General features: G+C 71.5%; 10 protein-coding genes. 2 read left to right on the top strand and 8 right to left on the bottom strand.

Translation table 11 applies throughout. The features are described from left to right. Positions 1-250 precede the first annotated feature (250 nt). The 6 genes from M4I32_RS04750 to M4I32_RS04725 all read right to left on the bottom strand — a co-directional run bounded on the left by M4I32_RS04750 (position 251) and on the right by M4I32_RS04725 (position 7,464). Positions 251-1,219: an NAD-dependent epimerase/dehydratase family protein gene (locus M4I32_RS04750; RefSeq protein ID WP_319033336.1), complete on the bottom strand. Its 969-nt coding sequence runs from the start codon at positions 1,217-1,219 to the stop codon at positions 251-253. 25 nt (positions 1,220-1,244) lie between these two features. Next, positions 1,245-4,022: an alpha/beta fold hydrolase gene (locus M4I32_RS04745; RefSeq protein ID WP_319033335.1), complete on the bottom strand. Its 2,778-nt coding sequence runs from the start codon at positions 4,020-4,022 to the stop codon at positions 1,245-1,247. Beyond that, the gene (locus tag M4I32_RS04740) at positions 4,019-5,041 is read right to left on the bottom strand and encodes a 3-oxoacyl-ACP synthase III (RefSeq protein ID WP_319033334.1); all 1,023 of its coding nucleotides are present in this window, start codon (positions 5,039-5,041) and stop codon (positions 4,019-4,021) included. The genes M4I32_RS04745 and M4I32_RS04740 overlap by 4 nt, the downstream gene beginning before the upstream one ends. Positions 5,042-5,165: 124 nt before the next feature. After that, a complete protein-coding gene (locus M4I32_RS04735) occupies positions 5,166-5,795 on the bottom strand; it encodes a hypothetical protein (RefSeq protein WP_319033333.1) in 630 nt (209 codons plus the stop codon). A gap of 2 nt (positions 5,796-5,797) precedes the next feature. Continuing rightward, complete coding sequence (locus M4I32_RS04730) at positions 5,798-6,670, bottom strand: endonuclease/exonuclease/phosphatase family protein (RefSeq protein WP_413466777.1); 873 nt, start codon at positions 6,668-6,670, stop codon at positions 5,798-5,800. Then, entirely contained in the window at positions 6,670-7,464 is a 795-nt protein-coding gene (locus tag M4I32_RS04725) for a glycosyltransferase family 2 protein (protein ID WP_319033331.1), read from the bottom strand. The genes M4I32_RS04730 and M4I32_RS04725 overlap by 1 nt, the downstream gene beginning before the upstream one ends. Positions 7,465-7,592: 128 nt before the next feature. Between M4I32_RS04725 and M4I32_RS04720 the strand changes: the two genes are divergently transcribed. Further along, positions 7,593-8,420, top strand: a complete 828-nt coding sequence (locus tag M4I32_RS04720; RefSeq protein WP_319033330.1) for a formate/nitrite transporter family protein — start codon at positions 7,593-7,595, stop codon at positions 8,418-8,420. Positions 8,421-8,425: 5 nt separating this feature from the next. On the opposite strand, the gene M4I32_RS04715 is transcribed toward M4I32_RS04720, so the two are convergent. Further along, positions 8,426-9,379: a LysR family transcriptional regulator gene (locus tag M4I32_RS04715; RefSeq protein WP_319033329.1), complete on the bottom strand. Its 954-nt coding sequence runs from the start codon at positions 9,377-9,379 to the stop codon at positions 8,426-8,428. Positions 9,380-9,516: 137 nt separating this feature from the next. On the opposite strand from M4I32_RS04715, the gene M4I32_RS04710 reads away from it, so the two are divergent. Continuing rightward, positions 9,517-10,890 carry an aminomethyl transferase family protein gene (locus tag M4I32_RS04710; RefSeq protein ID WP_319033328.1) on the top strand — a complete coding sequence of 458 codons (1,374 nt, stop codon included), beginning with the start codon at positions 9,517-9,519 and terminating at the stop codon, positions 10,888-10,890. Positions 10,891-11,590: 700 nt separating this feature from the next. On the opposite strand, the gene M4I32_RS04705 is transcribed toward M4I32_RS04710, so the two are convergent. Beyond that, complete coding sequence (locus M4I32_RS04705) at positions 11,591-12,607, bottom strand: adenosine deaminase (RefSeq protein ID WP_319033327.1); 1,017 nt, start codon at positions 12,605-12,607, stop codon at positions 11,591-11,593. Between the last annotated feature and the right edge of the window lie 22 nt (positions 12,608-12,629).

The following is a 12,629-nucleotide window of genomic DNA, read 5'->3' as shown; positions in this document are numbered from 1 at the left end:
CACTATTTTCCCTGATCGGAAAGGCATTCTCTCTTTAACGCGCCGCAACCCTTCGCACACCTATCGGTGGATCCAGGCTCAACGAGCGGGTGAACTAGTCCCGGGAGCGACGCGGAAATGCCTCTCACCCGGGCAAAGCAAGACCCCCGCGAATAGAAGCTTCGCGAGGGTTTCTGGGGTGATTGTCATGATCACCCTTGTGGCCCCGACGGGCGTCGATCCCGTGACGTCACGATTTTCCGTCGCGCGCTCAGCCCGCGTAGTGCGCCGCGAGGCGCCCAAGGCCCTCGTCGATCGACACCGTCGGCGCCCAGTCCAGGGCGCGGCGCGTCTCGCGCTGGTCGAACCAGTGCGCGGTCGAGAGCTGCTCGGCTAGAAAGCGCGTCATGGGCGGCTCGTCCTCGCCCGGACGGATCGCCCAAGCGCGCTCGACGAGCGACCCGGCGAAGCGTCCGAGCCCGGCAGGCACGCTCCAGCGCGGCGGCTGCACGCCCGCGGCCAGGCAGATGCCAGCCAGCAGGTCGCCGACCGGGCGGGGCTCGCCATTGGTGAGCACGTACGCGTTGCCGTGCGCCGTGTCGGCGCGGTGCAGGGCGGCGACCAGGCCGGTGGCGGCGTTGTCGATGTAGGTCGAGTCGATCAAGGCCGTGCCGCCGTTCAGCAGCGGCAGCCGGCCGCGTCGGGCGCGGTCGACGATCCGCGCGGTCAGCTGACCGTCGCCCGGGCCCCAGATCAGGTGCGGCCGGATCGCGACGACGGGCATCTGCGCCGAGTCGCGGGATAGTGCCAGCAGCTCGGCCTCGGCCTTGGTGCGCGCGTAGGCGCCCCGGGCATGCTCGGGGGATGCCGGCTCCGCGGTGCTGCCCGCGAGCGCCGCGCCCACGTGGGCCACCGACGGCGACGACACGTACACGAAGCGGCTCACCCCGGCGCGCCCGGCCGCGTCGAGCAGCATCCGCGTCGCATCGATGTTCACGGCCCGGAACTCGCGCTCGTCACCCGCGAGCGACACCTTGGCGGCCAGGTGCAGCACGCCGTCGACGCCCGCGACGGCCGGCTCGACGACCGCCCGATCGGTGATCGACCCGAGGATGTCGCGCGCGCCCGTCACCCCGGAGGGGCGGCGCTGCAGGGTGCGCACCTCGTGGCCCGTGGCCACCAGCTCGGCGGTCACGGCGCGGCCCAGGAACCCGGAGGCACCGGTGACGAGAACGATCACGGCTTCTCCAAACGCAGGTGCTCCATCACGGCGCCACGGGCCGCTCGCCGGCCAGCATCCGCTCGGCCCACGCCGACAGGCGCGAGCGGTCGATCTTGGAATTGTGGCGGATGTCGGTGGGCAGCTGGGGCACGGCCAGCACCGCCGCGAGAGGGGTCGCGGTGCTCGCGCGCACGGCCGCGGTCAGCTCGGGATCGGCCAGGCCAGGACGGGCGGCCGCGGGGTCGGTCTCGACCACGACCACGGCCTGGCGCAGCCCGTGCGGGCCGACGCCGACGACGGCCGCGCGGCGCACCCGCGCCACCCGCTCCACGGCCTGCTCGGGACCCACCGGGGCGAGCGGGCCGTCGGCGGTGACGATGACATGCGGCAGGCGGCCCTCGACCCACACGCGGCCGCGCTCGTCGAGGTGACCGATGTCGCCGGTGCGGTGCCAGCGCGCCGCCGCATCACCAGCGGCGCCCCCCGGCGTCTCGCGCACGGCGCCGCGGTCGGTCAGCCACAGGCGGTCGTAATGATCCTTCAGATGCGGGGCGCTCACGACGATCTCGCCGAGCACGCCCGGCCCGGCGCTCGGCGCCCCCGTTGCGCGACCGTCGGAATCGAGCGCGCTCACGAGCACGCGGTTCGCGCCGATCGGCGCACCGACGCAGACGCCGCTCTCGGTGGTGGCGCCGGCGGCATCCGCCACCTCCCGGATCCCGTCGAGCGTGATGTCGGTCACGAGCAGGCACTCGGTCATGCCGTAGGGCGTGTGCGCCGTGGCGTGGGGCATGATCTCGCCGGCCGCGGCGAGCAGGCCCGTACCGATCGGAGCTCCGGTCGACAGGAACGAGTGCACCCCCGCGAGTGCGGCGCGGTCGTCGTCGGTCAGCCCGTCGGCGGTGGCGACGACGTTGAGCACGGCGGCGGGCGAGAGGAACACCATGCGGGCGTCGGAGGCCCGCACGGCCGCGGCGACGGCGCTCGCGGTGAGCGTGCGGGGCGACGAGACGTCCATGTCGGGGGTGGCCGAGCGGGTGCCGAGCGCCGGTCCGAGCAGCGCGAACGGCGCGAAGCCCGTGACGAGCCCCGTGTCGGCCGTCACCTCGAAGTGGGCGGCGAGCACGTCGCGCAGCGCCGCGAGCTGGCCGTGCCTGTAGACGACGCCCTTCGCCGGACCGGTCGACCCCGAGGTGAAGAGGATCGCGGCATCGTCCCCCGCGTCGGGCTCGGGGGGCATCGAGCCGCCCGTTCGGAGCGCCTCGGCACCGCGCGCCGCGACCTCGGCGAGGTGGTGAGACACCCCGAGCGCCGCGGCCGAGATCCTCGGCAGGCGCGCGGTCGAGATGCGCAGGCCCGGCCAGCCGAGCGCGCGTGCGGCGGTGAGCCCCGGCAGCTCGCCGATGATCACGTCGGGCCAGGCTCCCCGCACGGCGCGGGTCAGGCCCTTGACCCCGAGCCCCGCGTCGGCGACGACGACCACGGCGCCGATGCGCAGGCAGGCATAGACGATGGCCGACAGCGTCGGCCCGGGCGGCACGAGCAGCGAGACGCGGTCGCCCTTTCGCACACCGAGACGCTGCAGGCCCGCGGCGATCGCGCGCACCCGGTCGTCGAGCTGGCGCCAGGTCACGCGCAGCGGCCCGTCCGCTCCCTGTCGGGACATGTCGATGACGGCCACGCCGTCGTCGTCGCGGCGGGCGTCGAGGCCGTGCCAGATCGGCGTGAACGGCTCGGCCGCGTTGGCCTCGCCCTCGTCGGTCTCGCCTGCGGCGGCCTCGCCCGCCAACGGCGCTGTGCTCGCGGCCTCCAGCCCCGCGAACCGGTCGCCCAGCCAGCCGAGCACGGCGTCGGCGTAGGGACGGTCCTCTGCGACGAGGTGCCCGGCGCCCTCGAAGCGGTGCACATCGGCATGCGGCAGGCGGTCGACCAGGTCATCGAGGTAGCGGTCGCCGAAGATCGGGTCGCGCGGACCCCACAGCAGCAGGGTGGGCACCTCGAGCGCGGCGACGCCGGCCGCGATCCGCTCGAGCTCGGCGAAGCTCTCGTGCCCGGCATCGACGGGGATGTCGGCGACGAACCCGCCGATTCCGCCGCGGCGCGCGGCCGTGCGATACGGCGCGCGGTACGCCCGCTTCACGGCGGCGTCGAGGGGCGACGAGGCGAGCGCGAGCGTCGTGTCGAGGAAGGCGGTGGTGGCGACCGTGGATGCCGCGAGCACGCCCCGCGCGCCGGCCAGTCGCAGCGGCGCCGGGATCGGCACGCCGACCGGGTGGTGCACGGCGGTGTTCAGCAGCATCACGCCCGCGAGCTGCTGCGGATGATCGATGGCCCAGCCGAGTGAGACGACGCCGCCCCAGTCGTGGCCGAGGGTGATGACCGGTCCCTCGACGCCGAGCTCATCGGTCAGCGCGGCGAGGTCGAGAACGCGCTGTGCGAGCGGGCGGTGCGTGACCGGCGCGCCCGCATCCGTGCGCTCGGAGTAGCCCATGTCGAGCTGGTCGACGGCCACCACGCGCCAGGCGGGGCCCCCGGCCCGGGCGGCCTCTACGGAGCCGGCGACCAGGTCGCGCCACAGATAGGACCAGGTGGGGTTGCCATGCACCGCGAGGATCGTGCCCGCGATCGGCACGCCCAGGGCCTCGAGCTCGGGTCCGGTGTCGAGCACGTGCCATTCGCGCCGGATGCCGGCATCCCCGCCCCGCCCCGGAACGGTGACGAGGCGGCTGAATCGGGTGTCCAGGCCGGGCAGACCGGCCGGTGGAAGGCGAGCAGACGTCGCCGCCGAGCCAGTCGCCGAGCCTGTCACAGAGCCTGTCACCAGGCGAGTTCCATCATGGCCGTGTTCAGGCCCGAGCCCACGCCCATCAGCAGCACCCGGTCGCCGCGTGTGAGGCGAGAGCTCTCTTCGACGAGCGTGATGGGGATGGATGCGGGGCCGACGTTGCCGAACCGGGGGAAGGTCACGGGCACCCGGTCGCGGTCGAGCTTGGCCGCCCGGATGATGGCGTTCGTGTGCACCGACGACACCTGGTGGGTGATGTAGCGGTCCATCGACGACCAGTTCCACTCGGGCCGGGCCTCTTTCCACGCCGAGACGACGAGGTCGAGACCGCCCCGGAGGAGGGCCTTGGCGTCGGTGAACATGCCGTCGACGCTGCCGACGCACAGCTCGTGGAACTGCGTGGCGGCGCGGGTGACGCCGCCCAGGATGCGGTGGCCCTCGGGGTGCTCGTCGCTGCGGCCGAGCACCGCCGCGGCGGATCCGGACCCCAGGGTCAGCGAGGCGAACTCGCTCATGAACCCCTCGCGATCGACGTCGGCACGCAGCAGGCGGTTGATGGTGTTGACCTGGATGTCGTCGGCATCCTCGCCGTTGACCACGATGGCGTAGCGGATCTGGCCCGACTCGATCATGCCCGCGGCCAGGCTCATGCCATTGACGAAGCCGAGGCAGGCGTTGGCGACGTCGAAGTTGACGGCCGAGCTCGGCAGCCCCAGGCCGTGGTGCAGGCGCACGGCCACCGACGGCTCGAGATGCTTGCGGGTGACCGAGGTGTTGATCAGCAGGCCGACATCGCGCGGGTCGACATTCGCCTCGGCGAGCGCGCGCGTTCCCGCATCGATCGTCGCCGCGTCGGTCGATTCGTCGGCAGCCCAGTTGCGTCGCTCGAGAACCCCCGCGACGCGCTGCAGCAGCCCCGGCCGCAGCTTGAGACGCGCGAGTGCGCCGGCGAGGCGGTCCTCGATCTCACGGGATGTCGTCACCCGCGTGGGAAGGACGCTCGCGACCGACAACAGAGAGACGTTGTCGAAGCGGGTTGTCGCATTTCCTGCCACGAAACCTCCGTCGACGAGCCTTGAGGCTCGCTCCTTCAAAGGACCTACTTTACGCGGTACCCATGAAGTCTCGGGCATATGCGCGGGATGCACAGATTGCTCTGAGCCGCTGCACCACCCAGCCTCAACGCGGCTGACGCGGGGGCTCCCCGCCCACGCTCGACCGTGTGAGCGGGAGGAAGGCGACAGCCAGACCCGCACAGATCGAACCGGCCCCGCCCGCGGCCATGTCGCCGATGGTGTCGGCGTAGGTGACGAAGATGTCGTCGCTGATGAAGGCGTGCCCGAACCACTCGAGGATCTCCCAGAGCACGCTCAAGGCCAGGCCGAGGGCGGTCGTGACGATCACGGCGCCGGCCGGTGTGAACCCGCTGTCGCCGCGACCGATGATGAACCCGGCACGTGCGAGCAGCAGATGCAGCAGGGCCGCCACGGCGCCGGTGCACACGAAGTGCACCAGGACGTCCCACCCCGCCACGGTGGTGTACAGGTCGAAGACGTTGCTCCACGACGCCACCAGAACCGTGATCCCCAGCACGGCGTCGAACCACGCGGCCGCCGCGATCATGCGGGGGAGGAACACGCCGGGCAGGGCGAGTGCGACGATGGCCGCATCCGTGGGAGTGAGCCAGATCGCGGCGACGACGACGCTGAGCACGCCGACGACCCGCACGGCATCGGCGAACCATTCCCCCGACGTCGTCGGGGGTCGCAGCATGTTCTCCTTCATCCGACCGCCGCCCTCACGCGCCACCCTCACGCGCCTTCACCGGCCGGAGCCTGCAGCACGGCCTGCACCGGAAGGTGATCGGATGCCCAGCCGCCCTCGTAGCGGCGGCCGTTGATCGCGGCGAGCGAGACGGTCACACGCGGAGAGACCACGATCCAGTCGATCCGCTTCCGCCCCAGGCGCGGCTCGTGATAGTTCGCGAACGTTCCCCATTCCGGACTCGCACGTGTCTGCGCCCGTTCCCAGGTGTCGGTGAGCACCCCGCCCGCCAGCAGTTCCCGGATCGGGGCCGTCCCCGCGCCCGTGTTCAGGTCGCCCATGACCACGGCGGGATCCTGCTGCTCGGACACGAGCGTGCGCATCGCCTCGGCCGAGCGCACGCGCGACCGCTGCGAGAAGGCGTCGAAGTGGGTGTTCACGACGAACAGCCGCGCGGATGTCGCGCGATCCCGGAACGTCGCGCTCACCGCGATGCGGGGCACCATGTTCCCCCACGACACCGAACCCGCTCTGTGCGGATGGTCGGAGAGCGCCGTCTGCTGCCACGACAGCAGATCCAGGCGGGTGGAGTCGTAGAACAGGGGACACCCTTCGCCGGCGCCGTTCGCGCGGCGGCCCCGCCCGATGAAGCGGTATGCGTCGCCCAGCGCGTCGTGCACGAACGCCGCCTGACTCGGAAGGGCCTCCTGAAGTCCGAGCACGGCGGGGCGCTCCATTCGCAGCAGGGCGCTCACCCGGGGAGCGCGCCGCTCCCACCGGTCGTCGGGCCGCAGGTCCGGCACCATCCGTCGACGGATGTTCAGGGTCATCACGTGCAGTGCGGGCGGTGCGACGCCCCCGATCAGAGCCGCGTCTGCGGCGGGATCGGCGGCCCGCGAGGAGGGGAACACGTTCGCCATCATCGCACCGCGGTCGCGGCCGGTGCCATGCGGCCGGTGGTGCGGACGAGGATCAGGCGCGCCCAGCGCAGCGGGGGAAAGTCGCGGGGCCAGTGCACGATCACGCTGCGGAACCCGCGATCGACCCGCACCACGAGGCCGGCCGGGTCGAAGAAGGGGCGCATCGATATGCCCATCGTGATCCCGGGCAGATAGCGGATGCGATGGCGCTCGCCGATGTGGAACGCCAGATCGACATCGTCGTGGATGTCGTCGTGGCGGTGCACCCGGCGCCGGATCCGCTGCCACGCCGCGGCGCGGAAGGCCAGGTGCGAGCCGAACAGGGGCAGATGGCCGAGCGCGGGGACGAGGGCGAGCGCATAGGCGCACAGGTACACCGCGGCCAGCGGGGCGCGCAGTGCCGCCGGCCCGTCGATGAAGCGCGCGCCGCCGGTGAACGCCGCGACATCGGGTCGCGCCGCGAACGCGGCCACGGTGTGTTCGATCCACGTGTCGGTGGGCAGGCAGTCGGCATCCAGGCGCAGGATCAGGTCACCGGTCGCCGCGTCGTACCCGCGCGCGCTCGTGGCGGGGATGCCGGGCTCCGTGCATCGCAGGAGGGTGACCCCGGCTGCGCTCGCCACGTCCGCCGAGGCATCGACCGACGCGTTGTCGACCACGATGATCTCGTCCGCCGGGCGGGTCTGGTCCGCGAGTGCCGCCAAGCACCGGGCGAGCGGCTCCGCGTCGTCCTTGACGGGGACGACGACGCTCACCGTGAAGGAATCGGGGGTCGTGGGGGCCGCGTCGTCCATCGCCTCTACGGTACGGGTCCGCCGCGAATGCTCACGCCCGTTGACAAACCACGGCACGAGCGGCCCGCCGGCGAGGGAGCGCGCGCATCATCGGCCCGCGGATGCCGCGGACCAGCGAGGATGGGGCGATGAGCGACGAACGCGAAGACCGTGCCGAGGCCCGTCGCCTCGACGGCACCAACGAGGGTCCCATCGAGGAGGAACTCGAGGCCGAGTTCGACAAGGTCGTGGGAGAAGGGACCGAGCGGCTCCATCGCACCTTCCGCGCCACGCTCGTCACAGGGTTCCTCGGCGGCATCGAGGTCGGCATCGGGGTCATCGCGTACTTCGGCGTGCTCTACGCCACGGGCGACCAGCTGCTGGCGGGGCTGGCCTTCAGCATCGGACTCATCGCCCTGCTGATGGCCCACAGCGAGCTGTTCACCGAGAACTTCCTCATGCCCATCGCCGCGCTCATCGCGCGCGATGGCACCGTCGGCCAGCTGTTCAAGCTCTGGGGCGGCACCCTCATCGCCAACCTGCTCGGCGGCTGGGTGATGATGGGCATCGTCGTGCTGGCCTTCCCCGACTGGCATGACCTGATGGCCGAGACGGCGCGTCACTTCATCGAGGCCCCGTTCAGCTGGGAATTCGTCGCCCTCTCGGTGCTCGGCGGTGCCGTGATCACCCTCATGACGCGGATGCAGGAGGGCGCCGAGTCCGAGGTCGCCCGGCTCGTCGCGGCGGTCGCCGGCGGCTTCATCCTGGCGGGCTTCCAGCTCTTCCACTCGATCCTGGACTCGCTCTTCGCGTTCGCCGCGATCCTGAGCGGAGCGTCGATCACCTACGGCCAGTGGGCCGTGTGGTTCTTTCCGGTGCTGCTGTTCAACCTGCTCGGCGGCCTGCTCCTTGTCACCGTGCTGCGCATCGTGCGTGAGGGCGAGCTGTTCAAGCTGCGCCGCAACAACCTCGGGTAGGCGGCTCAGGTCGTCACCGCGCCCGCGCGGATCGAGAAGAACTGGCCCGGCGTTCCGACGATCGCCCGGCGCACCCGCTCGTGGAACCAGTCCAGCGCCGCCACATGCGTCGTCGTCACGCGTCGGTACAGCGACACATCCACGCTCGCCACGGCGAACGGCATGTCGCGCACGACGAGTGGCCACGACGATGCCCAGCCGGCGCCGATGGTGCCGGGCACGGTCGCGATCAGGTCGGTGCTGGCCGACAGCAGGGGAGGCAGCGTCGCGAAGCGATTGACCGAGACCGTCGCGTCGACCCGTGCACCGATGCGCTGCAGCGCGGCGTGCAGATTCGGGCGTCCCGAGTCGCCCGCGACGACGACGTGTGTGGCGCGGACGTAGGCATCGAGCGAGACGCCCACTGCGGCGAGCGGATGCCGCGGCGACATCAGCACGCCGTACCGCTCCGACTTCAGCACCACGTGCTCGAAATCGTCGGCGACGGGAGACGAAGACACCGCGAGGTCGACCGTGCCGCGCGCCAGCCACTCGGGCAGTCGCGCGACCTCGAGGGGCACCACTTCCACGCGGATTCCCGGCGCTTCGGCGCGCACCGCCTGCAGGATGTCGGGAAAGTAGCCGATCTCGCCCAGTTCCGACAGGGCGATGCGGAAGACGCGGTCGGACGCCGCCGGGTCGAACCCGTGCACCGTGCCCAGGCTGCGGTCGATGCGGGCGATCGCGTCGCGGATGTCGGGGAAGAGGCTCTCCGCCAGCGGGGTCGGCACGAGCGCGCGCCCCGCGCGTTCGAAGAGCGGGTCGCCCAGCTCCCGGCGCAGCCGCGCGAGGCCCTGGCTCACCGCGGGCTGGGTGACGAACAGGCGCCCCGCGGCGGTGGTCAGGCTGCGCGTCTCGTAGACGGCCACGAAGGTGCGCAGCAGATTCAGATCCACCGGGTCGTCCCGCCGCCACAGCATCCGCGAGTAAGGGATCGTTTCACGCGCATAAGCACAGCTTATGCTTCCGGCCGCGAACGATGCCTAGCCTTGAGGCAGGGCGCGCGCCTTCGGCGCCGCGCCCCGTACGCCCCATCCTGACGAACGAAGGAGTTCTGATGTCCGCATCAGCCGCATCCGCCCCCGAATCCCTCGCCGCTGCCATCGACCGCGTCGGCGGTGCCGTACAGCTGCTGCGCAACGCGCCGGCGGCACCCACGGTGTTCCCGGTCACGCCCGAGTTCAGCAACTGGCGCTCGGAGCAGAAGTCGTGGCGCACATCGGTGGCGCTGCTGGATCAGTCGCACCACATGACCGACCTCTTTCTGCGCGGACCTGACGCCCTGCGGCTGCTCAGCGATGTGGGGGTCAACAGCTTCGCCAAGTTCGGCGTCGACAACGCCAAGCAGTTCATCGCGGTGAACCACGAGGGCTACCTGATCGGCGACGCCATCCTGTTCTACCTGGCGGAGGAGGAGTTCGACCTCGTGGGTCACCCCATGGTGATCGACTGGGTGCAGTTCCACCTCGAGAAGGGGGACTACGACGCCACCTTCGAGCGCGACGGCAACTCGATCGTGCGCCCGGGCAACCCGGCGCTGTATCGGTACGAGCTGCAGGGGCCGAACGCCCTCGCGCTGATGGAGCGGGTGACCGGAGCACCCGTGCCCCCCACCAAGTTCTTCCACATGACCACGTTCACGATCGACGGCCTCGAGGTGCGCTCGCTGCGCCACGGCATGGCCGGCCAGCCCGGTTTCGAGCTGTTCGGCCCGTGGGAGCAGGGCGAGCGGGTGCGTCAGGCGATCATCGACGCCGGCGCCGAGTTCGATCTGGTGCTCGTTGGATCGAAGGCGTACTCCTCGGCCAATCTCGAGTCGGCGTGGGTCCCGTCGCCGCTGCCCGCGATCTTCAGCGGCGAGGGCACGCAGGAGTACCGCGAGTGGCTCCCGGCCGCGCGGGCGGGCTCGCTCGCCGGCAGCCTCGTGTCGGACGACATCGAGGACTACTACATCACCCCGTACGACATCGGCTACGGGCGCAGCGTGGCCTTCGACCACGACTTCATCGGCCGCGCGGCGCTCGAGCGGCACGCCGCCGCCCCGCCGCGCACCAAGGTGACGCTGGTGTGGCGCCCCGAAGACATCGCCGCAGCCCAGGCGACGCTGCTCGAGCCGGGTGTGCCCGCCAAGTACATCGACTTTCCGAAGGCGCGGTACGGCCTGTACCAGGTCGACCGGGTCGTCAAGGACGGGGTGGATGTCGGGATCTCGCACGACTGCGGCTACATCACCAACGAGCACGCATTCGTCTCGCTGGCGAGCATCGAGCTCGCGCACGCCGAGCCGGGCACCGAGGTCACGGTGATCTGGGGCGAGGAGCCCAACACCAACAAGCCCGTCGTCGAGCCGCATCGGCAGATCGCGATCCGCGCGACGGTGGAGCCGGCCCCGTACTCGGCGTACGCCCGGGAGAACTACCGCGCCGGCTGATCCCGCCTGGGTCGAAAACGCGCTCGTGCACGCGACACGCCCCCGGGCGGCGTGCACGAGCGCGTTTTCGATGACGGGCTCCCCCGATGACAGGATCGGAGGAGACCGCTTCCTCCTCTCGCACCGGAGTGCTCGTGTACATCGCCATCGTCCTCGCCCAGACCCTCGTCCTGCCGCTGGTGTCCGCCATCGTGCACCTGCTGTGGCTCGGGGGAGACCCGCTGCTCGTCTTCGCCCTCTGGTGGGCGTTCTGGGGCGTCGGAACACGGCTGACGCTCGCGGGGCTCAGTCAGATCGCGAATCCCGAGCGCACGAGCCGCGACATCCTGGGGGGCTCGGGCAGCGCCGGGGCGAACCAGGTGGTGCACGAACTGGGCTTCGCCAACCTCAGCATGGGGGTCGTGGCTCTCGTCGCCCCTTTCTTGGGAGGCTGGGCGATGCTCGGGGCGGCCGTCGGTGCGCTCTATCTCGGCCTCGCCGGGGTGCGACACCTGCCCAAACGCGGCAAGAACGGGCAGGAGACCGTGGCCATGTGGACCGATCTGGGTGTTCGTCGTAGTGACCGCGGGCGTCGTCCGGCTGGTGGTCGGCTGAGCGGCTGCCTCTGCCGGCGCCCCCCGACAAACCAGCGTTCGCGCGAAACCGACCGCGTTGCGGTGCGGTTCGCGCGAACGCTGGTTTCTCGTCGACCGGGGCGAGGTCAGGCGCGTCGCTCCCACGCGTCGATCTGGGCGTGCAGCTCCGCCTTGCGGGCCTCGCCCGCGAAGCTCGCGTCGACGCTCGTGTGCGCGAGGGCTGCCAGCACGTCGGGGCCCCACCCGAACGTGGCCGCGAGCGCCCGGTAGTTGTCGTCGACGTAGCCGCCGAAGTAGGCCGGGTCGTCCGAGTTGATGGTCACGGCGAGCCCCGCCTCGAGCATCGCGGGCAGGGGATGCGCGGCGAGGGTGGCGACCCCCTTCAGTCGGACGTTCGAGAGCGGGCAGACCGTGAGCGGCATCCGCTCGCCTGCCAGCCGTGACACGAGCGCGGGATCCTCCAGGCTGCGTACGCCGTGGTCGATGCGCTCGACGCCCAGCACATCGAGGGCGCTGCGCACGTACGCCGCCGGTCCTTCTTCACCGGCATGGGCGACGCGCCGCAGGCCGCTCTCGGCGGCGAGCGCGTAGACCTCGGCGAAGTCCTCGGGCGGGTGGCCCTGTTCGGCCGAGTCGAGCCCGATGCCGACGATCGGCGCGTCCATCGCCAGCAGGTCGCGCAGCACCTGCGTCGCCTCGGCGGCGGGCCGATCGCGCAGAAAGCAGGCGATCAGCGCGCTCGAGACGCCGAACTCGGCTTCGGCACCGCGCACGGCATCCGCGAGTCCACCGACGATGTCGGCCAGCGCGACGCCGCGCACCAGGTGGGCCTGCGGGTCGAAGAAGAGCTCCGCGTGCCGCACTCCGCCCCGCGCGGCCCGGGCGAAGTAGGCGCGGGCGAGGGCGGCGAAGTCGGCTGCCGTGCGCAGCACCGCCATGTTCGCGTAGTAGAGGTCGAGAAAGGACTGCAGGTCGTCGAACTCGTAGCGGCGCCGCAGATCGTCGATGTCGGAGTAGGGCAGCGGGATGCCGTTGCGCTCGGCCAGCTCGTAGATCAGCTCTGGTTCGAGGGTGCCCTCGATGTGCAGGTGCAGCTCGGCGCAGGGAGGCGTGTCGGTCGGGGCATGCGGGGCGTCGGTCATCTCTGCGGCATCCTTCGGGCGA

This window comes from Microbacterium sp. LRZ72, from assembly GCF_033792225.1.
In the GTDB taxonomy this organism is placed as follows: domain Bacteria; phylum Actinomycetota; class Actinomycetes; order Actinomycetales; family Microbacteriaceae; genus Microbacterium.
The sequence above is the reverse complement of the archived record's forward strand: the minus strand, read 5'-3'. Positions and strand labels throughout refer to the sequence as shown.